The organism is Streptomyces sp. NPDC046859 (assembly GCF_040645135.1).
GTDB lineage: Bacteria > Actinomycetota > Actinomycetes > Streptomycetales > Streptomycetaceae > Streptomyces.
This window is the reverse complement of sequence record NZ_JBEYXR010000011.1, coordinates 1-20681: the sequence shown is the minus strand read 5'-3', so window position 1 is coordinate 20681 and position 20681 is coordinate 1. Positions and strand designations below refer to the sequence as shown.

Annotated in this window: 19 protein-coding genes; 6 read left to right on the top strand and 13 right to left on the bottom strand. The window is 72.2% G+C overall.

Features of this window, described 5'->3' with window-relative positions; genetic code table 11:
* Nucleotides 1-42 precede the first annotated feature (42 nt).
* Nucleotides 43-609: a DUF742 domain-containing protein gene (locus ABZ899_RS18120; protein ID WP_361346767.1), complete on the top strand. Its 567-nt coding sequence runs from the start codon at nt 43-45 to the stop codon at nt 607-609.
* Nucleotides 590-1171: an ATP/GTP-binding protein gene (locus ABZ899_RS18115; RefSeq protein WP_026248371.1), complete on the top strand. Its 582-nt coding sequence runs from the start codon at nt 590-592 to the stop codon at nt 1169-1171. Before ABZ899_RS18120 ends, ABZ899_RS18115 begins: the two co-directional genes overlap by 20 nt.
* A 150-nt stretch (nt 1172-1321) precedes the next feature.
* Here the strand turns inward: ABZ899_RS18115 and ABZ899_RS18110 are convergent, their stop codons facing one another.
* The 3 genes from ABZ899_RS18110 to ABZ899_RS18100 all read right to left on the bottom strand — a co-directional run bounded on the left by ABZ899_RS18110 (nt 1322) and on the right by ABZ899_RS18100 (nt 5612).
* A complete protein-coding gene (locus tag ABZ899_RS18110) occupies nt 1322-1513 on the bottom strand; it encodes an acyl-CoA carboxylase subunit epsilon (RefSeq protein ID WP_361346764.1) in 192 nt (63 codons plus the stop codon).
* A gap of 45 nt (nt 1514-1558) precedes the next feature.
* Nucleotides 1559-3142: an acyl-CoA carboxylase subunit beta gene (locus ABZ899_RS18105; RefSeq protein WP_361346761.1), complete on the bottom strand. Its 1584-nt coding sequence runs from the start codon at nt 3140-3142 to the stop codon at nt 1559-1561.
* A 154-nt stretch (nt 3143-3296) separates the two neighbouring features.
* Nucleotides 3297-5612 carry a polysaccharide lyase 8 family protein gene (locus ABZ899_RS18100; RefSeq protein ID WP_361346758.1) on the bottom strand — a complete coding sequence of 772 codons (2316 nt, stop codon included), beginning with the start codon at nt 5610-5612 and terminating at the stop codon, nt 3297-3299.
* A 135-nt stretch (nt 5613-5747) separates the two neighbouring features.
* Between ABZ899_RS18100 and ABZ899_RS18095 the strand changes: the two genes are divergently transcribed.
* Nucleotides 5748-6359 carry a YceI family protein gene (locus tag ABZ899_RS18095; RefSeq protein WP_361346755.1) on the top strand — a complete coding sequence of 204 codons (612 nt, stop codon included), beginning with the start codon at nt 5748-5750 and terminating at the stop codon, nt 6357-6359.
* A 278-nt stretch (nt 6360-6637) separates the two neighbouring features.
* A complete protein-coding gene (locus ABZ899_RS18090; protein WP_361346753.1) occupies nt 6638-7420 on the top strand; it encodes a serine protease in 783 nt (260 codons plus the stop codon).
* A gap of 66 nt (nt 7421-7486) precedes the next feature.
* Here the strand turns inward: ABZ899_RS18090 and ABZ899_RS18085 are convergent, their stop codons facing one another.
* The 6 genes from ABZ899_RS18085 to ureA all read right to left on the bottom strand — a co-directional run bounded on the left by ABZ899_RS18085 (nt 7487) and on the right by ureA (nt 15245).
* Complete coding sequence (locus tag ABZ899_RS18085) at nt 7487-8833, bottom strand: hypothetical protein (protein WP_361346750.1); 1347 nt, start codon at nt 8831-8833, stop codon at nt 7487-7489.
* 57 nt (nt 8834-8890) lie between these two features.
* Nucleotides 8891-10495, bottom strand: a complete 1605-nt coding sequence (gene cimA / locus ABZ899_RS18080) for a citramalate synthase (RefSeq protein WP_361346748.1) — start codon at nt 10493-10495, stop codon at nt 8891-8893.
* 709 nt (nt 10496-11204) lie between these two features.
* Nucleotides 11205-11804 (bottom strand): TetR/AcrR family transcriptional regulator, encoded by a 600-nt coding sequence (locus ABZ899_RS18075; protein ID WP_361346745.1) that lies wholly within the window; start codon nt 11802-11804, stop codon nt 11205-11207.
* Nucleotides 11805-11814: 10 nt separating this feature from the next.
* On the bottom strand, nt 11815-12834 hold the full coding sequence (locus ABZ899_RS18070; RefSeq protein WP_361346743.1) for an agmatine deiminase family protein: 1020 nt from the start codon (nt 12832-12834) through the stop codon (nt 11815-11817).
* A 9-nt stretch (nt 12835-12843) separates the two neighbouring features.
* The gene (locus ABZ899_RS18065) at nt 12844-14553 is read right to left on the bottom strand and encodes an urease subunit alpha (RefSeq protein WP_361346741.1); all 1710 of its coding nucleotides are present in this window, start codon (nt 14551-14553) and stop codon (nt 12844-12846) included.
* Entirely contained in the window at nt 14550-15245 is a 696-nt protein-coding gene (gene ureA / locus ABZ899_RS18060; protein ID WP_361346738.1) for an urease subunit gamma, read from the bottom strand. Before ureA ends, ABZ899_RS18065 begins: the two co-directional genes overlap by 4 nt.
* 131 nt (nt 15246-15376) lie before the next feature.
* Between ureA and ABZ899_RS18055 the strand changes: the two genes are divergently transcribed.
* Nucleotides 15377-16828: a cytosine permease gene (locus ABZ899_RS18055; protein ID WP_361346735.1), complete on the top strand. Its 1452-nt coding sequence runs from the start codon at nt 15377-15379 to the stop codon at nt 16826-16828.
* Here ABZ899_RS18055 and ABZ899_RS18050 read toward each other — a convergent pair.
* The 4 genes from ABZ899_RS18050 to ABZ899_RS18035 form a co-directional block, all read right to left on the bottom strand.
* Nucleotides 16825-17913 (bottom strand): branched-chain amino acid aminotransferase, encoded by a 1089-nt coding sequence (locus ABZ899_RS18050; protein ID WP_361346733.1) that lies wholly within the window; start codon nt 17911-17913, stop codon nt 16825-16827. The genes ABZ899_RS18055 and ABZ899_RS18050 overlap by 4 nt on opposite strands.
* A 266-nt stretch (nt 17914-18179) precedes the next feature.
* Complete coding sequence (locus tag ABZ899_RS18045; protein ID WP_361346730.1) at nt 18180-19223, bottom strand: 3-isopropylmalate dehydrogenase; 1044 nt, start codon at nt 19221-19223, stop codon at nt 18180-18182.
* A gap of 96 nt (nt 19224-19319) precedes the next feature.
* The gene (locus tag ABZ899_RS18040) at nt 19320-19460 is read right to left on the bottom strand and encodes a hypothetical protein (RefSeq protein WP_107115595.1); all 141 of its coding nucleotides are present in this window, start codon (nt 19458-19460) and stop codon (nt 19320-19322) included.
* Between the two features lie 184 nt (nt 19461-19644).
* Nucleotides 19645-20277 (bottom strand): aminoglycoside 2'-N-acetyltransferase, encoded by a 633-nt coding sequence (locus ABZ899_RS18035; RefSeq protein WP_361346727.1) that lies wholly within the window; start codon nt 20275-20277, stop codon nt 19645-19647.
* Nucleotides 20278-20383: 106 nt separating this feature from the next.
* On the opposite strand from ABZ899_RS18035, the gene ABZ899_RS18030 reads away from it, so the two are divergent.
* On the top strand, nt 20384-20590 hold the full coding sequence (locus tag ABZ899_RS18030; RefSeq protein WP_361346725.1) for a DUF5988 family protein: 207 nt from the start codon (nt 20384-20386) through the stop codon (nt 20588-20590).
* The last annotated feature ends 91 nt before the right edge of the window (nt 20591-20681 follow it).

The window sequence follows — 20681 nt, the reverse complement described above, 5'->3', positions numbered from 1 at the left end:
TCCACATGATGGGCGCCAGGCACAGTCGGAGGAGGAGAGAAAGTGGCAACACCCCCAGACGGTTCGTCATCGGGCAACTGGTCGTACGGCCCTGCCCAGGGCCAGAACGACGGTTCCCAGAACCGGTACTTCCCCTCCCAGCCGAACCAACGGCAGCCGTACCCGCAGGGTCCCGGACCCTCGCCGTACGACCAGCCGCCGGCCCCGCGCATCCAGCCGGTGCAGCCGCAGCGACGCGCCCCTGAGCCGACGCCCGCCGGGGCGTCGAACAACCCCCTGGTGCGTCCGTACGCCATGACCGGCGGCCGGACCCGCCCCCGCTACCAGCTCGCCATCGAGGCGCTGGTGCACACCACCGCGCAGCCGCACCAGATGCAGGGCCAGCTGCCCGAGCATCAGCGGATCTGCAACCTCTGCCGAGAGATCAAATCGGTGGCCGAGGTCTCGGCCCTCCTCACGATCCCCCTCGGCGTGGCCAGGATCCTCGTCGCCGACTTGGCGGAGGCAGGACTGGTCGCCATCCATCAGCCCGGCGGCGACGAGAACGCCGGCGGCCAGCCAGACGTGACACTGCTCGAAAGGGTGCTCAGTGGACTTCGCAAGCTCTAGCGGAGGGCCTTCCCGCTCCACCACGTCCGCGAAGATCGTGGTGGCTGGCGGCTTCGGCGTGGGCAAGACCACGTTCGTCGGCGCCGTCTCGGAGATCAACCCGCTGCGCACGGAGGCCGTCATGACGTCTGCTTCGGCGGGCATCGACGACCTCACCCACACCGGGGACAAGACGACCACGACGGTCGCCATGGACTTCGGACGTATCACCCTGGACCAGGACCTGATCCTGTACCTCTTCGGTACGCCCGGCCAGGACCGCTTCTGGTTCATGTGGGACGACCTGGTGCGGGGCGCCATCGGTGCGATCGTGCTGGTGGACACCCGCCGCCTCGCCGACTGCTTCCCCGCGGTCGACTACTTCGAGAACAGCGGCCTGCCCTTCGTCATCGCGCTCAACGGCTTCGACGGCAATCAGCCGTACAACCCGGACGAGGTGCGCGAGGCGCTGCAGATCGGCCCCGACACCCCGATCATCACGACGGACGCCCGGCACCGCGCGGACGCCAAGTCGGCGCTGATCACGCTCGTCGAGCACGCGCTGATGGCGCGGCTGCGCTAGACACGGGCTTGTGCGGCCCCCGGGCTGCCCCGGACGGTTGTTCGCCGCCCGGGGCAGCCCAGTCGCTTCTCACGCGGTTCCCGCGGCCCTCAGGGACGACAGAAGGGCCCCTCTCCAGGAGAGGGGCCCTTCTCTTGTGTTCGTACGGGCTCAGCGCCAGCTGTGCGGGGCGCGGAAGCCGCCCTCGCGCTCCAGGCGGCGCCAGCCGGCCTTCGGGCGGCCTCGGTGGGCCGGGGCGGCGACGGGCCGGGCGGCGGCGCGGGCCACGAGGATCGCCGTGATGGCGGCGACTTCCTCGGGGCCGGCGTGGCCCTTCTCGACGCGGATGTCAGGGACGTTCATGGGCTCAGTCTCCATGGATGAGGTTTCCGCACGGATACCGGTGGGTTACTGCGGAGGGTTGCCGTGCTTGCGGGACGGCAGGTCGGCGTGCTTGGTGTGCAGCATCGCCAGGGAGCGGACGAGGACCTCCCGGGTCTCGGAGGGGTCGATCACGTCGTCGACCAGGCCCCGCTCGGCCGCGTAGTACGGGTGCATCAGCTCGGACTTGTACTCCTTGACCATGCGCGCCCGCATGGCCTCGGGGTCCTCGGCCTCGGCGATCTGCCGGCGGAAGATGACGTTGGCGGCGCCCTCGGCGCCCATCACGGCGATCTCGTTGGTCGGCCAGGCGTAGGTGAGGTCGGCGCCGATGGACTGGCTGTCCATGACGATGTACGCGCCGCCGTACGCCTTGCGCAGGATCAGGGAGATCCGGGGCACGGTGGCGTTGCAGTAGGCGTACAGCAGCTTCGCGCCGTGGCGGATGATGCCGCCGTGCTCCTGGTCCACGCCCGGGAGGAAGCCGGGGACGTCCAGGAAGGTGACAATCGGGATGTTGAAGGCGTCGCACATCTGCACGAAGCGGGCGGCCTTCTCGGACGCCTCGATGTCGAGCACGCCCGCCAGGACCTGGGGCTGGTTGGCGACGATGCCGACGACCTGGCCGTCCAGCCGGGCCAGCGCGCAGATGATGTTCCGCGCCCAGCGCTCGTGGACCTCCAGGTACTCGCCGTCGTCGACGATCTCCTCGATGACCTTGGTCATGTCGTACGGCCGGTTGCCGTCGGCCGGCACCAGGTCGAGCAGCGTCTCGCTGCGGCGGTCCGCGGCGTCCGACGGCTCCACCCGGGGCGGGTTCTCCCGGTTGTTCTGCGGGAGCAGGGACAGGAGGTAGCGCACCTCGGCGATGCACGTCTCCTCGTCGTCGTACGCGAAGTGGCAGACGCCGGAGGTCTCGGCGTGCACGTCGGCGCCGCCCAGGCCGTTCTGCGTGATCTCCTCGCCCGTCACGGCCTTGACCACGTCGGGACCGGTGATGAACATCTGCGAGGTCTCGCGGACCATGAACACGAAGTCGGTGAGGGCGGGGCTGTAGGCCGCGCCGCCCGCGCACGGGCCGAGCATCACGCTGATCTGCGGGATGACGCCGGACGCCTTGGTGTTGCGCTGGAAGATGCCGCCGTACCCGGCGAGGGCGGAGACGCCCTCCTGGATACGGGCGCCGGCGCCGTCATTGAGGGAGACCAGCGGGGCGCCGGCCGCGATGGCCATGTCCATGATCTTGTGGATCTTGGTGGCGTGGGCCTCGCCCAGCGCGCCGCCGAAGATCCGGAAGTCGTGGGCGTACACGAAGACCGTGCGGCCCTCGACCGTGCCCCAGCCGGTGATGACACCGTCGGTGTACGGCTTCTTGGCGTCCAGGCCGAAGCCCTGGGCCCGGTGCCTGCGCAGTTGCTCGACCTCGCGGAAGGTGCCGGGGTCCAGGAGCAGCTCGATGCGCTCCCGGGCGGTCAGCTTCCCCTTGGCGTGCTGCGCCGCGGTGGCCTTCTCGCTCGGGCCGGCCAGCGCCTGGGCACGGATCTCGTGCAGCTCGGCGGTCCGTCCACGGGCGTCGATCGGCTCACCCGGTGCCTCATCCAAAACGGTCATGTAGTGACCTTACGAAGGACCCGGCGCAATGCGAGCCGTCGACTCCTCACAGTCTCCGGAGCGTTTTCCTGGTAGCACTGAACAGAACCAAGGAGGCATGCAGCCTTTCCGACTGCTCGGAGGGCCCGTGCGTTGTGGAGGTCACACAAAGCCGTCAGGCGAGAACCACCTCACAACGGTGGGTCCGGCATTCCGTCCCCGGAGTGACGCGGAGCCTGAGCCGGGGTCCGGTGGCGAGGATCTCGACCGTCTCGTCGGCGTGCGCCACGTGCCGGACCGGGTGGTCGAGGACGATCTCCAGGGGCTCGCCCGTGCGGGGCGGCTCGCTCACACAGAGGGTAGCGGTCCGGCGCCGGCGCCGGAGCAGCACGCTCGCTCCCCCGCCGGCGGTGAGGGGGCCCGCCGTGCCCGGCTGCCGGAAGAGGGCCGCCGTCACCCCCAGGGAGGGCACATGGACGGCCTGGCGGGCCGGGTCGTTGGCGAGGACCGACAGCCATCCACGGTCGGCCGCCCGCGCGGCGACCTCCCGGCGGCTCGCGCCCGGCATGAGGACGTACCGGTAGGTCGCGTCGCGCGGGTCGGTGCCGTGGTCGAGCCAGAGGGTCTGCCAGCGGCGGGTGCGGCGCTCGGTGGTGCTGGTGGTGTTGATGTCGGCCCACGCGCCGTCGCGGTCCTCACGGAGGGTGCGCAGCCGGCCGTACGGCACGACCCAGCCGCCATGGCCCTCCAGATGGGCCCAGCCGGGGCCGCGCGCCAGGGCCTGGGTGCCGTTCTCCCCCAGGTTGCGGTTGTCGACGACGGTCTCCACGGGGACGCCGTCGGCACAGCTGATCCCGGCGCCGAGGCAGACCACGGCGTCCGCGAGGCAGAACCACGCCTTGTGGGCCCGGAGCGTCGAGCCCAGGCCCTCCAGCTGCTGGCCGATCGCCGCGTACTCGCCGTCCGTCGTGCCGCCGACCCAGCGGGCGGCGGGCCGGGCCTCGCCCCATTCGCCGCCCGCCCGGTCGGGCAGGCGGCGGGTGGAGACGGTCGTGCCGGGCAGGCGGTACCAGTCGACGGTCGGCCAGTACCAGTCGGTGTACTGGTCGCCGAGGCCGTCGGCCCACCAGGAGACCATGCCGGCGCCGGTGTGCCAGCCGCGCGGGTTCTCGCCGTTGCCGCACTCGTAGTGGGCGATCCGGTCGCTGGCCATGGCGATGGCCGCGACGAAGCGCGGGCGGCGGTGGACGGCGCGGTCCATCGCGGCGAAGAGGTGGTGCCCGACCGGCTCGGGCGCGGCCGGGACCGGCGCCCGGGCGACGGCGTGCAGGCGGGCGAGGTCGGTCACCCCGAACTGACGTGATGTCAGTACCGGTGTGACGGCGTCCCGTTCGATCCAGCCCTTGACGCGGGCGTGCCACCGGTCGCGTTCGGCCGCGCTCGCGCCGGCGGCGAGGAGCACGATGGCGGCGATGAGCCCGTGCCCGTGGTAGTGGTCGCCGCGCATGACCCGCCGGTCGTCGTTCTTGAGGTACCCCCGGCTGATGGCGCGCCCGTTGACGCTGTCCATGACGAGTCCGTCGTGGATCAGCGGGGCGTAGGCACGCTCGACGCTGTCGAGGACGATCTGCCGGCCGGGGTCGGTGACCTCCCAGTCGGAGCCGGCGAGCAAGGCGAAGAGGCGCCCGAGTCCGTCGAGGAGCACCTGGCCGTAGGTGCCGGAGTAGGCGACCCAGGTGTGCTGGACGAAGGAGCCGTCGGCGTACAGCCCGTCGCCCGCCGTGACGTACGGGAAGACCGGGGAGAGCGCGTCCCGGGCGAGCGCGATCCGGTCCGGGGCGCGGCCGAGGACGCCCCGCAGCGCGACGCCGCGGCACAGGTCGACGCGGTTGGCGCCGGTGGCGGTGCCGGAGTAGTCGGTGAGCAGGGTGTCGGGGATGAAGTGGTCGACGGCGGCACAGGCGGCGTCGATCCGGGCCTGCCCGAGGTGGTCGTACAGGGCCGCCGTGATGTCCATGAGCAGGCGCGGGCTGCCGATCTGCCACTCCCACCAGTTGCCGTAGCGGGTGGTCCCGGGGTGGTAGACGGTGGCGGAGAGGTGGTCGAGGCCGCGCAGGACGTCGGCGAGCAGGGCGGGGTCGGCGGTGGCTCCGGTGCCCGGCTGGACGTAGGCCTGGGTCATGGTCCACAGGCGGCTGTAGCTCCGGGTGATGCCGGCGGGCGGGTCGAAGGGGTGGCCGGGCCACAGGGACGCCGGGGCCGGGTCCATGGCCTGCTGGAACCCGCGGGCCAGCGTGCCGGTCTCGGCGAGGCGCCCGGCGTACGGCTCGGCGGCGGGGTCGTAGCCGGCACCGAGGGCGATACCGAGCCAGCGGGCGCGGAGGGTGTCGTAGGGGTCGGCCGTACCGGCGCGGGCCGGGGTCCCGGCGGTGCGGCCGAGGGCCGCGGCGAGGGCGGCGGCGGTCAGCAGGGCTCGGCGCGAAGGGGTCATGTCCATGCCCTACCACGTCACACGGGGTGACACCAGGAACACGTCGCGGATGATGTTGAAAGTTGAAGGGAATGCGTCTACGGTGGTGCGCGTTGGGTAGTTAAAGATTCAACATCACCCCCCGAGGAGAACGTCATGGGCATCTTCAACCGCAAGGGTTCCGCCGAGACCACCACCCCGGCCGCCGCCGTCGCCGTGGCTCCTGAGCTGGCCGCGCTGACCGGCGACTACACCATCGACCCGGCGCACTCCACGCTCGGCTTCGTCGCCCGGCACGCCATGGTCACCAACGTCAAGGGCAAGTTCCTCGACTTCAGCGGCTCGCTCCACCTGGACGGCACGAACCCGGCCGCGTCCACGGCGTCCCTGGACATCAAGATGGACAGCATCGACACCGGCTCGGCGGACCGCGACGGGCACCTGAAGAGCGCGGACTTCTTCAAGACGGACGAGTTCCCGACGATGACGTTCCGCTCCACCAAGGCGGAGGCCCTGGGCGGCGAGGACTACCGCATCACCGGCGACCTGACGATCCTCGGCACCACCCGGCCGATCACCATCGACCTGGAGTTCAACGGCGCCGCGAAGGACCCGTTCGGCAACGAGCGCGTCGGTTTCGAGGGCAAGACGGAGATCCTGCGCTCGGAGTGGGGCCTGACCTGGAACGCCGCGCTGGAGACGGGTGGCGTGCTGGTCTCCGACAAGATCAAGCTGAACTTCGACATCTCGGCGATCAAGAACGCCTGAGCCGCGCGGCGCAGGCGCCGCGCATACCGAGCACACCCGCTCCCCGGCTTCGCGCCGGGTGGGCGGGTGCTCTGTTTTCCTCCGTCACGACTCCGCCCGAGCGGGGGGCCTGTGGCCAGGACCGGTGGCCGGAATTGGGTTCTTGTGGGGGGCGTCACAGGGTTCTCATAATCCAGCAACGGAAACGGCCGGGGCGTCTCAGCCGTTCCCGTTTGACATGTTCCTGCCATATGCACTTCTCGCGTTGGCATGTCCAACCCCCCACGGAAGGCATCACGTTGAAGAAGCTCCTCACCGCGCTCAAGAGATGCGCGGTCCTCGGCGCCGCCGCTCTCGCGATCGTCAGTCTCCAGCCCGTGTCGGCCGCGCAGGCCGCGGACTCGCGCGTCGTCGGCGGGACCCGTGCCGCGCAGGGCGAGTTCCCGTTCATGGTCCGGCTCTCCATGGGCTGTGGCGGCGCGCTCTACACCCAGCAGATCGTCCTCACCGCCGCCCACTGCGTCGGCTCGACCGGTCCGAACACCGGCATCACGGCCACCGCCGGCGTCGTGGACCTCCAGTCCACCAGCGGCCGGGTCCAGGTCCGCTCCACCTATGTGTACCGGGCGCCGGGCTACAACGGCACCGGCAAGGACTGGGCGCTCATCAAACTGGCGCAGCCCATCAACCTGCCGACGCTGAAGATCGCCACCACCACGCAGTACAACACCGGCACCTTCACCGTCGCCGGCTGGGGCGCGAACAGCGAGGGCGGGGCCCAGCAGCGCTACCTGCTCAAGGCGAACGTGCCCTTCGTCAGCGACGCCCAGTGCCGCTCCTACAGCGGCTACAGCGGCCTCGTCGCGAACGAGGAGATCTGCGCCGGGCTGCCCTCCGGCGGCGTGGACACCTGCCAGGGCGACTCCGGCGGCCCCATGTTCCGCCGCGACGCGAACAACGCCTGGATCCAGGTCGGCATCGTCAGCTGGGGCATAGGCTGCGCCCGGCCGAACGCGCCCGGCGTCTACACCGAGGTCTCCACCTTCGCCTCCGCCATCGCCTCGGCGGCGTCCGGCCTCTGAGCCGCGCTCCGCGCGACCGTTGCGCCCGCAGGGCCCGGTGTCCCGGGGACGCCGGGCCCCCGCGCGTCAGAAGCCTCCACCGCCGTCGAAGCCGCCTCCCCCGCCGAAGTCCCCGCCGCCCCCGAAGCCGCCGTCGAAGGTGCCCGGGTCGAAGTCCGCGCCCGAGACGTCACCGCCCTCGTAGCCACCGAAGTCGCCGTACCCGGCCCCGTAGTCGGCCGCGTACGCCGGGCCCGCCATCGCGCTGCCCAGCAGGGTGCCGACGAGCAGGCCGGGGAGGATGCCGCCGCCGAAGTAGCCGCCCGCCCAGGGGCCGTAGGCCGGTCCGGCGTCCCAGTACGGCCGTCGGCCGTACTGGGTGTCGACCTCGCGGATCGCGGGATCGCGGCCGTCGGCCAGCCGGGCCCGGTCCGCCGCGCACACCGGCACCTCACGCGGGGCGCCGCCGGGCGGCGTCCAGGTCTCGTCGGCCACCGCCGGGCCGTGGCGGGGGTCGAAGAAGCAGGGTGGCCGGCGCTCCGGGAGCGGCCGGCCCTCCCGGCGGGCGGCCAGCTGGGTGAGGGAGAAGCGGCCGTCCGCCAGGGCCTGGGTGACCGCCTTGACGTCCTCCGGTCTGCGGGCGCCGTCCATCAGGCGCTTGGCCCGCTCGTAGGAGTCCAGGGCGCGTTCGTAGTCCCCGCGCTTCGCGTCGTCGGCGCCCGGTTCCGCCGGGTGGAAGTCGAGACGGTCGAGTTCCTCGCCGTAGGCGGTGATGTCCTCGTCGACGACGACCCGCAGCTTCCCCAGCGCCGCCCGCTGCTCCGCCTCGTGGCGCCGCCGGTTGCGCCGGACCAGCGCGTAGGCGCCCGCGCCGCCCGCCGCGATCACGACCCCGGCGGCGACGAGGCCACCGGTGTCCACGCCGCCTCCCCCGCCGTCGCCCCAGGAGGCGGGGGCCGTGCCCCGGGCGCTGCGCAGCGCCGCGTCGACGAAGTCGTTCAGCTGGGCCTTGGGGTCGTCGACGTCCCGGACGGCCCTGACGAGGTTCTGCACCCCGCGCGGGGGCAGGACGACCGTGTCGGCCCGCGCGCCGAAGCGGTCGCCGCTGCGGATCGCGTACAGGCCGGTGATGCCGGTTTCCGTCCGCAGGTTCCGGAAGATGTCCCGCTCGGGCTGGTCGGCGGGCAGGACGGCCACGAAGACCGGTTTTCCGGCGTCCCTGATCTTGTCGGAGAGCGCCTCGGCGTCCGACGACGACAGCTGGTCCGAGGCGGCGGGATCGACGTACACGGGATCCTCGCGGAGCGCCTCGGCCACCGTGGAAAGGTCCGTGGCCGCATGTGCGCCGGGCGAACCGGTCAGGAGCACCATCGCGGTGGCGGCGACCGGCACGATCAGCGAGCGCATGAGGCCCCTCAAGCGCGGAGTCCTCATGTCCCCGACGCTACCCGATGAGGCGGCCCCGGGCGTCCGGGACCGCCGTGCGCGGCACTACTGGGCGGGTGCGACCCCCGCCCGCAGCAGCCCGTAGGTGTACGCGTCCTCCAGGGCCTGCCAGGACGCGGCGATGACGTTCTCCGCCACCCCGACCGTGGACCACTCGCCCGCTCCGTCGGACGTGGAGATCAGGACGCGGGTGGTGGACTGGGTGCCGTGGACGCCCTCCAGGATGCGGACCTTGTAGTCGACGAGGTCCAGGGCGGCGAGCTGGGGGTAGATCTTCTCCAGGGCGACCCGCAGCGCGCGGTCGAGGGCGTTGACCGGGCCGTTGCCCTCGGCGGTGGCGACGATGCGCTCGCTCTTGGCCCACAGCTTGACGGTGGCCTCGTTGGCGTGGCTGCCGTCGGGGCGGTCCTCGACGATCGCGCGCCAGGACTCCACGTCGAAGTACTTCAGCGGCGTGCCCTCAACCTCGGCGCGCAGCAGCAGCTCGAAGGAGGCGTCGGCCGCCTCGTAGGTGTAGCCCTTGAGCTCGCGCTCCTTGACCCGCTCGACGACCCGGCCGACCAGCTCGCGGTCGCCGCCGAGGTCGATGCCGAGTTCCTTGCCCTTGAGCTCGACGGAGGCGCGTCCGGCCATGTCGGAGACCAGCATCCGCATGGTGTTGCCGACCCGCTCGGGGTCGATGTGCTGGTAGAGGTCCGGGTCGACCTTGATCGCGGAGGCGTGCAGTCCGGCCTTGTGGGCGAAGGCGGAGACGCCGACGTACGGCTGGTGCGTGGAGGGGGTGAGGTTCACGACCTCGGCGATGGCGTGCGAGATCCGGGTCATCTCGCGCAGCCTGCCCTCGGGCAGGACCTTCTTGCCGTACTTCAGCTCCAGGGCGGCGACGACCGGGAAGAGGTTGGCGTTGCCGACGCGCTCGCCGTAGCCGTTGGCCGTGCACTGGACGTGGGTGGCGCCCGCGTCGACGGCGGCGAGGGTGTTGGCGACCGCGCAGCCGGTGTCGTCCTGGGCGTGGATGCCGAGCCGGGCGCCGGTGTCGGCGAGGACGGTGGAGACGACCGCCTGGACCTGGGCGGGGAGCATGCCGCCGTTGGTATCGCAGAGGATGACGACGTCGGCGCCGGCCTCGGAGGCGGTCCGGACGACGGACTTCGCGTACTCGGGGTTCGCGCGGTAGCCGTCGAAGAAGTGCTCGCAGTCCACGAAGACCCGGCGCCCCTCGCCGACCAGGTACGAGACGGTGTCGCGGACCATCTCCAGGTTCTCGTCGAGGGTGGTGCGCAGCGCCAGCTCGACGTGCCGGTCGTGGGACTTGGCGACGAGGGTGACCACCGGGGCGCCGGACTCCAGCAGGGCCCTGACCTGCGGGTCCTCGGACGCCTTGCCGCCGGCGCGCCGGGTGGCGCCGAAGGCGACGAGCTGGGCGTGCCGGAACTCGATCTCCTCCTGGGCGCGGGCGAAGAACTCGGTGTCGCGCGGGTTGGCGCCGGGCCAGCCGCCCTCGATGAATCCCACGCCGAAGTCGTCCAGGTGACGGGCGATGGCCAGCTTGTCGGCGACGGTGAGGTTGATGCCCTCCCGCTGGGCGCCGTCGCGCAAGGTGGTGTCGAAGACGTGGAACGAGTCGTCGAGCTCGCTGGTTGGCGTCATGTCGTAAGGCTCCTGTACTGGATCTCGGTCTACCGGAATGACCGGCTCCACCGCCCCCACTTATGGTCCCTCACGCTCTCCGCCCGGCTGCGGGTGGGCCGGGAAACAGAAAAACCCCTCGCGGGTGCGAGAGGTCTGCGCGCGGGTCGAGGACGACGGTGTCCACCCGTACCTGGTCGTACGTGGCGGTCACTGCGGACCGGCGCGCCTGCTGCCAATAATCATGGCGAACGAGAGCACGGGGGCAGTCTGGCACATACCGCCCCGGCGCTCACCGTCCGTCTCAGGATGCGAACACAGCGCTGATCATCGACGATGGCGTACGAAGCCGCGGCGGCCGCGTCGGTGTCGCCCGGCACCAGGTTGGCGGCGTCCGCCGTGAACGCGGCGAAGCGGCCGTCGGCGCCGAGCCGGGGTGCGGACGCGTGGCCGTCGCCCTGTCCCCCCCCCGCGGCCGAGACGGCGACCCGCTCGACGGGCGGGGCGCCGGGCGCCGCGGCGGCCCCCGGCCCGGTCGGTGCCGCCGTGGCGGCGGTCAGGACCACGGCGACGGCGAGCGCGCTCGGAGGCGCGGTGCGATGCCGCGACGGTCCCCCGGTGATCCCCGTGGACGCTTCTCCCCCGGCCCCTCGCCGAGGGCTCCGACGAGCCGAACGTATGCGGCCGTACAGGGGCAATCCCCTGAATCGCGTACAGCCGGGAAGCGGTCTCAGGCGTCCGCGAGGAGGCTCTCGTCGAGGAACTCCCGTACGTGGCGCAGGATCTGGGCGCGGTCGGTGCCGCGCAGGCCGATCGCCACATGGATGGAGAAGCCGTCGAGGAGGGCCCGCAGGCGGGCGGCGAAGCGGTCCGGGTCGACCGCCCGGAACTCCCCGCGCGAGGTGCCTTCCGCGACGAGTGCCACGAGGTCCCGGTGCCAGGCGCCCTCGATGGCGGCCTGCCGGTCCCGGGCGTCGTCGTCGGCGTTCTGCGAGCGGTTCCAGACCTCCAGCCACAGCGTCCAGTGCGGGTCGCCCTGGCCGTCGGGGACGTACAGATCGACGTAGGCGTCGAGCCGTTCCCGCGCGGACGCGCCCCGGGCGAGCAGCCGGCCGCGTTCGGCGCCGAGCCGGCCCTCGCTCCACTCCAGGGTGCGCAGCAGCAGTTCGTCCTTGGAGTGGAAGTAGTACAGGAGGTGGCCGCTGCTCATGCCGACCTCGCGGCCGAGCGCCGCCATGGTCAGCTTCTCCAGACCGCGCTCGGCGATCATCTCCATGGCGGCGGCGAGGACCCGCTCGCGCGGCGGGGCGTTCCGGCGCGCACCGGCCATGGGTCGACTCCTAGTGTTTCGGCTGCTGCTGGGTGATGCAGTGGATGCCTCCACCGCCCGCGAAGATGGTACGGGCGTCCACCAGGGTGACCGTGCGCCCGGGGTACAGGCGGCGCATGATGCCGGCCGCGATCTCGTCGTGCGGGTCGTCGAAGGCGCACAGCACGACGCCGCCGTTGCAGACGTAGTGGTTGATGTAGGAGTAGTCGGCCCAGTGGCCGTCGTCGTCCTTGAGCACGGTCGGCGCGGGCACCTCGACGACCTCCAGGCGGCGTCCCCGGGCGTCGGTCGCGTCGCGCAGGATCTCCAGGTACTCCAGGGAGCGGGCGTGGTCCGGGTGGCCGGGGTTGCGCTGGCTGTGCACGACGACGGTGCCGGGCCCGGCGAAGGCGGCGACGATGTCGACGTGGCCCTGGGTGCCGTACGTCCCGTAGTCGCCGGCCAGGCCGTGCGGGAGCCAGATCGCCTTGGTGGTGCCGAGCCGGGCGTGGATCTCCGCCTCGACCTGCTCGCGGCTCCAGCCGGGGTTGCGTCCGGCGCCGAGCTGGACGGTGTCGGTCAGCAGGACCGTGCCCTCGCCGTCGACATGGATCGCCCCGCCCTCGTTGACCAGCGGCGAGGAGTGCACGGGGACACCGGCGAGGCCGGCGACATGGCGGGCGATTCCGGCGTCGTGCTCCCAGCGGGCCCAGTCCTGGCCGCCCCAGCCGTTGAACACCCAGTCCACGGCGGCCAGGCTGCCGTCCTCGTCCTGGACGAAGGTGGGGCCGATGTCCCGCATCCACGCGTCGTCGAGGTCCCCCTCGGTCAATTCGACAGCGGGGCCGAGCAGTTCGCGCGCCGAGGCGGCGTCGCCGGGGGCGTGGACCATGGTCACCGGCTCGAACCGGCCTATCGCGCGGGCCACTTCGGCCCAGGCGGTGCGGGCCTCGGCGAGTTCGGCGCCGGTGGTGAAGGTCGGGTTGGGGCGGGGCCAGGCCATCCAGGTGCGCTCGTGCGGGGCCCACTCGGGGGGCATGCGGAAGGTCATCACCACGTCCTAGAGGAAGTACAGGCGGTTGAGGGGGACGGAGTCGGCCGGCTCCGAGCGCAGCGGCTCTCCGTCGAGGGTGACCAGGCCGGTGCGCGCGTCGACGTCGACGGCGCCGACACGGGTGTTCAGGCGCAGGTCGGCGGGTCCGATGCCACGGGTGCCGCGCACGGCGACCCGGCGACGGCGGGTCGGCATCGAGTCCCCGCCCCGGTCGAGGGCGGCCTGCGCGACGAAGGCGACCGAGAGATCGGCGGGCGTGGCGCCGTACGCCCCGAACTGCGGGCCGAGCACGAGGGGTTCGCAGGTGTCGGTGGCCGCGTTGGGGTCGCCGACCACGCCGTACGCCGGGAAGCCGGCCTTGAGGACGAGCTGCGGCTTGGCGCCGAAGTACTCCGGGCGCCACAGCACGATGTCGGCGAGCTTGCCGACCTCCAGGGACCCCACCTCGTGGGCGAGGCCATGGGCGATCGCGGGGTTGACGGTCAGCTTGGCGATGTAGCGCAGGACACGCTCGTTGTCATGGTCCTCGGGCGCCCCGAACTGGGCCTTCATCTTCCCGGCCATCGCGAGAGTGCGCCGGACGGTCTCGCCGGCCCGGCCCATGCCCTGCGCGTCGGACGAGGTGATGCCGATGGCGCCCAGGTCGTGCAGGACGTCCTCGGCGCCCATGGTCCCGGCGCGGATGCGGTCGCGGGCCATGGCGGCGTCGCCGGGCAGGTCGGTCTTGAGGTCGTGGACGGAGACGATCATCCCGTAGTGCTCGGCGACGGCGTCCCGGCCGAACGGCAGGGTGGGGTTGGTGGAGGAGCCGATGACGTTCGGCACGCCCGCCATCCTCAGGACGTCGGGGACGTGCCCGCCGCCGCAGCCCTCGATGTGGAAGGCGTGGATGGTGCGGCCCTCCAGGACCTTCAGGGTGTCCTCGACGGACAGGCACTCGTTCAGGCCGTCGCTGTGCAGGGCGACCTGGACGTCGTGCTCCTCGGCCACGCGCAGCGCGGTGTCCAGCGCGCGGGTGTGGGCGCCCATGTCCTCGTGCACCTTGAAGCCGGAGGCGCCGCCCTCGGCCAGAGCCTCGACCAGGGGCGCCTCGTTCGAGGACGAACCCCGGGCGAGGAAGCCGATGTTGACCGGCCAGGCGTCGAAGGCGCCGAACGCGTGCCGCAGCGCCCAGGGCGAGTTGACGCCGACGCCCCACACCGGCCCGAACTCCTGGCCGATGATCGTGGTGACGCCGGAGGCGAGCGACGCCTCCATGACGCGCGGCGACAGCAGGTGGACATGGGTGTCGACGGCGCCGGCGGTGGCGATGAGCCCTTCGCCGGAGACGATCGACGTGCCGGTGCCGACGACGACGTCGACCCCGTCGAGGGTGTCCGGGTTCCCGGCCCGCCCGATGGCGCTGATGCGCCCCTGCCGGATGCCGATGGACACCTTGCGGATGCCGAGGGCCGCGTCGACGACCACGACGTTGCTGATGACGACGTCGCACGTCTCGCGGACGGCGGCGGCCTTCAGGTGCAGCCCGTCCCGGGCGGTCTTGCCGAAGCCGGCGAGGAACTCGTCGCCCGGGCGCTGGGAGTCGGACTCGACGCGGATGACCAGCCCCGAGTCGCCGAGCCGGACGCGGTCGCCGGCGCGGGGGCCGTGGGTGGCGGCGTACTCGTGCGGGGTGAGGCGGCGGGCCTCGGCGGGGTGTCCTCCGGGGCGGCTCATCGGCCGGTCTCCTTCTCGCGTACGCCCAGGTAGCCGCAGGCGGCGGCGCGGCGCAGGGCCTCCTCGCGGGCGCCGGGCGCGTCCAGCGGCCCGTCGACGAGGCCCGCGAAGCCGATGGCGACGCGGTCGCCGCCGATGGGCACCAGCCCGACCTCGGCGCTCTCCCCCGGCCCGAACCGCACGGAGGACCCGGCGGGCACGGCGAGCCGCATCCCGTACGCCCGCGCGCGGGGGAAGTCGAGGCGCGGGTTGGCCTCGAAGAAGTGGAAGTGGGAGGTCACGGAGACCGGCACGTCGGCGGTGTTGGTGACCGTCAGCCGCAGGGCGGGCCCGGGTTCGGCGTGCTCGGGCCCGGGCAGCAGCGCGCCGGGGGCGCGGTCGCCGAGGCCGCCGCCGATCGGGTCGGTGACCACCGCGAGCCGGGAGCCGTCGTCGAAGACGGCCTCGACGTGCACCTCGGTGACGACGTCCGCGACGCCGGGCAGCACGTCGTCCGGGCCGAGCACGGAGCGGGCCCGCTCGATCGCCTCGGTGAGCCGGGCGCCGTCGCGGGCGGCCTCGCACACCGTGTCCGCGATGAGCGCGGTCGCCTCGGGGACGTTCAGGCGCAGTCCGCGGGCACGGCGGGTCCGCGCCAGTTCCGCGGCGCCGAAGAGCAGCAGCCGGTCACGTTCCGTGGGCGTCAGTCTCATGCCGCGACGTCTCCTTGCCTGACAGGAATTAGAGCAACACTCTAAACATCGAATTGCTTGGAATCCAAGGGTTGACGACGGTGGCCCTCCTCCCTCAGATTGAACGCCACTCTAATCGAGGGAGAGCAGCCATGCCGAGGGAAGCGCGCGGAGTCGACACCATCCCCGAGGGGGAACGCACCAGCGGGCCCAAGGACCTCGTCTCGATCCTGCTCGGATCGAACCTCTGCCTCGGCGTGATCGTCTTCGGCTGGCTGCCCCCGTCCTTCGGGCTCGGCTGGTGGGCCTCGGTCAGCTCGATCGTCCTCGGCACCCTGGCCGGTACGGTCCTCACCGCCCCGCTGGCCCTGGTCTCGCTGCGCACGGCGACCAACCTCTCGACCTCCTCCGGCGCCCAGTTCGGGGTGCGCGGCCGCCTGGTCGGGTCGGTGGTCGGACTGCTGCTGGCGCTCGGGTACTCCGCGCTCACCGTGTGGATCGGCGGCGACGTGATGGTGGGTGTGCTGGGCCGCCTGACCGGCATGCCGGCGAACGACGTCTCGTACGGCCTCGTCTACGCGCTGCTGGCCGCCGCGACCGTCGCGGGCGCGGTGTACGGCTACCGCGTCCTGCTCGCGATGTCCCGGGTTCTCGCCGTCGGCATGACGGCCCTGCTGATCCTCGGCGTGGTCGCCTACGCCCCGCAGTTCACGACGGCCGCGCTGCCCGAGGCGGGCGGCTATCTGCTGGGCGGCTTCTGGCCGACCTGGCTGCTGGCGGCGGTCGCGGCCGGCCTGTCGGGGCCGATCGCCTTCATCACCCTGCTCGGCGACTACACCCGCTACATCTCACCCGCCCGCCACGGCGCGCGCCGGGTGCTGCACGCGACCTGGCTCGGCCTGATCCTGGGCCTGCTGGTGCCGCAGCTCTTCGGCACCTTCACGGCGTACGCGGCGCGCGCGGCCCTCGACTACGCGGGGCCGCTGGTCGACGCCTCCCCCGGCTGGTACCTGCTGCCGCTGCTGCTGGCCGCCTCGGCCGGCTCGGTCGGCAACGCGGGCCTGATGCTCTACTCCATGGGCCTGGACCTGGACGCGATCCTGCCGCGCGCCTCCCGCGCGACCGCCACGTACACGGTCGCCGTCGTCGCCACCGTGTGCGTCTTCGCCGGTCACTACGCCTCCAGCACCCAGGACGCCATGACGTCGTTCGTGCTGCTGCTGACGGCGATCGGCACACCCTGGGCGGTGATCACCCTTATCGGCTTCGTCCGCTGCCGGGGTGTGTACGACGCGGAGGCGCTCCAGGTGTTCAACCGCCGGGCGCGGGGTGGAATCTACTGGTACCGGGCCGGCTGGCACGTACGGGCGACGGTGTCCTGGGCGCTGGGCGCGGTGGTGGGCGTGCTGGCGGTCGCCCTGCCGTCGTACGAGGGGCCGCTGCTGGGCCTGACCGGCGGGGTGGACTGCAGCTTCCTGCTGTCGGGGCTGGTGGGGGGTGTGGCGTACGCGCTGCTGACCGGCGGCGGCGACGCTGGCGCGGACGGAGCGGCCGCCGTGGACACCGGGTCCGCGGCGGCCGTCAGGGTGCCGTCCGACGGTTAGCCGAGCCGGTGCATCCAGCCGTGCTCGTCCTCGGCCGTGCCGCGCTGGATGTCGAGGAGTGCCTGGCGCAGCTTCAGCGTCACCTCGCCGGGCTCGCCCCCGCTCTGCTGCCACTGGGCGCCGGTGCGCTTGACGGTGCCGACGGGGGTGATCACCGCGGCGGTGCCGCAGGCGAAGACCTCGGTGAGGGTGCCGTTCTCCGCGTCGCGCTGCCACTGCTCGACGGAGACGCGGCCCTCCTCCGCCGTGTAGCCGAGGTCACGGGCGACCTGGAGCAGCGAGTCGCGGGTGACGCCCTCCAGGATGGAGCCGGTGAGGGAGGGGGTGACGATCCGGTCGCCGCAGACGAAGTACAGGTTCATGCCGCCGAGTTCCTCGACCCACTTGCGCTCGACCGCGTCGAGGTAGCAGACCTGGGCGCAGCCCTGGGCGGCGGCCTCGGCCTGGGCCAGCAGGGAGGCGGCGTAGTTGCCGCCGGTCTTGGCGTCGCCCATGCCGCCGGGCACCGCGCGGACGTGGTCCTCGGAGACCCAGATCGACACCGGCTTGACACCGCCCGGGAAGTAGGCGCCGGCCGGGGAGGCGATGACGATGAACAGGTACTCGCCGGCGGGCTTGACGCCCAGGCCGACCTCGGTCGCGAACATGAAGGGACGCAGGTACAGGGACTCCTCGCCGCCGTGGGCGGGGACCCACGCCTGGTCCTGCTTCACCAGCGCGTCGCACGCCTCGATGAACGTCTCGACCGGCAGCTCCGGCATGCCGAGCCGACGCGCCGAGGCCTGGAAGCGGGCGGCGTTCTTCTCGGGGCGGAAGGTGGCGACGGTCCCGTCGGGCTGGCGGTACGCCTTGAGGCCCTCGAAGATCTCCTGGGCGTAGTGCAGGACCATGGTGGCCGGGTCGAGGGAGAGCGGCGCGTACGGCACGAGCTGGCCGTCGTGCCAGCCACGGCCCTCGGTCCACTTGATGGTCACCATGTGGTCGGTGAAGTGGCGGCCGAACCCCGGATTGGCCAGGATCGCGTCGCGCTCGGTGGAGGAGAGCGGACTGGCGGAGGGCTTGAGCTCGATCGTGGGCGTCGTCATGAGTGGTTGTCCTTCACCGGTTGTGTGTGACGGGCCGCGCTCACGCCTGTACTGCCCGTGGCCAGTGCTAGGACGTCCGAACATTCCCTCATTCCGCGGCTCCTTGTTCGATTATCGCAAGAGTGAACCGTGAACGAAATCGGCCTGTTCGGTGTGATCGGCGTGGAGTGCGACCAAGGGTCGATGGTGTCACCCGGCGGCGGACATGCGGAAGCCGCCGAGTGCGATGTGACCCGGCGGCTTCGAAAGGGTGTGAGCGGCGCGGGTCAGCCGGCTACTCGTACGGCCAGCGCGTCGCCGATCTCCGACGTGCTGCGCGCGGGCCTGCCGGTGCGCTCGGCCAGGTCGGCGGAGACCGCGTCGTCGATCCGGGCGGCCTCGGCCTCGTAGCCGAGGTGGCGCAGGAGCAGGGCGACGGACAGGACCGTGGCGGTGGGGTCGGCCTTGCCCTGGCCGGCGATGTCGGGCGCGGAACCGTGGACCGGCTCGAACATCGAGGGGTACGCGCCGGAGGGGTTGATGTTGCCGCTCGCGGCGACGCCGATGCCGCCGGAGACGGCCGCGGCGAGGTCGGTGATGATGTCGCCGAAGAGGTTGTCGGTGACGATCACGTCGAACCGCTCGGGCTGCGTCACCAGGTAGATGGTGGCCGCGTCGACGTGCATGTACTCGGTGGTGACCTCGGGGAACTCCTCGGCCACCCTGTTGAAGACGTCGGTCCACAGGTGACCGGCGAAGGTCAGCACGTTGTTCTTGTGGATCAGCGCGAGCTTCTTGCGCGGCCGGGCCTGGGCGCGGGCGAAGGCGTCCCGGACGACGCGCTCGACACCGAAGGCGGTGTTGACGGAGACCTCGGTGGCGACCTCGTGCGCGGTGCCCTTGCGGATGGTGCCGCCGTTGCCGGTGTACGGGCCCTCGGTGCCCTCGCGGACCACGACGAAGTCGATGCTCGGCTCACCGGCGAGCGGGGTGGCCACGCCCGGAAGCAGCTTCGAGGGGCGCAGGTTGACGTGGTGGTCGAAGGCGAAGCGGAGCTTCAGCAGGAAGCCGCGCTCCAGGACGCCGGACGGCACGGACGGGTCGCCGATCGCGCCGAGCAGGATGGCGTCGTGGGTCTTGAGGGCGTCGAGGTCGGCGTCGGTGAGGGTCTCACCGGTGGCGTGGTAGCGCCGGGCGCCGAAGTCGTACTCCTTGGTCTCCAGCTTCACATCCTGCGGGAGGACGGCGGAGAGGACCTTCAGGCCTTCGGCCACGACCTCCTGGCCGATGCCGTCACCGGGAATCACTGCGAGATCGATGCTGCGAGACATGTCGGCACCCTACTGCTCGTCCCATGGGATGACACACGCCGTCCGCCATACGGACAGCGTGTGTCGGGCGACGAGGGGGTCCGGTAACAAGCGCCCCTAAGCGGCCTGGTGGCCGGTGGCACCGCCGTTGTCCCTGCGGTCGAGGGCGCGCTGGAGGGCGGCGGCGGCGTTCTTGCGGTCGCTGTCGCTGGTGCGGGAGAGGTGACGGACTCGACGGCGGGCGGTCGTCTCGGCCATGGGAAATCGACTCCTTCGGCAAGCACGGGAGTGCGGGGCGGGGTTACGAGACGCCGGAAGGGGCGGGGAGCGGTGCCGCAGGGGTTGCCTGCACGGGGCCCGGCTCACGACCGCCATTCGCTTGATCGAGCGATACGTTCGGCTCCTACAAAGTTAAGGGAGCCGAGCGCGTCTGTCTCCACAATTACTCGGACTTCCTACTATCTGAGACAGCGGATCGCATCGCACCGCGCTGAGCTGCGGTTTCTCCGTCCGCCCGGCAGAGCACATCCCCGTCCCGCCAGTCGAATACCAGCTCGTACGCGGGGTCGAGCGGACCGGCCGGAGCGGGTCGCACGAAGGCGCTCCCCTCCTCGCCGGGCAGCCGTACGACGCCGTCCACGCCGAGCGCGCAGCCCCGCCCCGGCCGCACCCGCCGGCCCCGCGCGCGGTACAGCGCGGCACCCTCGTCGCTCGCGGAGAGCATCCCCGCGTCGTACGCCCGGTCGACGATCCGTTCCGGTTCCGCCGTGACGCGTCCGCCGATGCCCTGCCGGCGCAGGCCGGCCCGTACGGCGACCGCCTCGGCGTAGCCGACCCGCAGCCGGCGGTCGCGGTGCCGCACCCGGCGCATCACCACCGAGCGGTGCGCGGCGAGCCGCACGGCGTCGTGGTGGACGGGCACGTGGAGGCCGCCGAGCGCGTGCTCCCGGTCCTCGTCGGCGAGGTCGCCGTCGAAGGCGTCCGCCAACCGGGCGCGCACGGCGTCGAGTTCGGCGGCGGTCAGATCGGCGGTGTGGGCGGTGCGCTGCGCACCGGGGGCCGCGGCAGGGGTCATGCGGACCGTGTCCCGACCGACGGCGGGGCGGGGGCGGGCGTCAGCCAGTCGGCTGATCCTCCGTGCGGCCCGGGGGGCTGCGCCGCACCGGGGGAACGCTGGGTGCATGAACGACACGGCGAAGGTGTTCCTGGAAGGCGGCCCGGACGATCTGCCCGACCGCGTCGTCCCGGCCCCGTCCCCCGGCCCGGACGTGAAGATCGAGCTGCGCAACGGCTACGAGCACTTCCGGCCGACCTCGCGCCGCACGCACACACCGCAGGGGGAGCTGCAGGTGTACGAGTGGTGGGAGCGCACGGAGATGCCCGGCTAGGGCCTTTCGTTTGGATCAGCCCGGCTGTGGCCGACGGGACATGGTGACGTGCCCGAGCGGGGTCTGGTGCGTGCGGCTGCAAGGCGGAGGA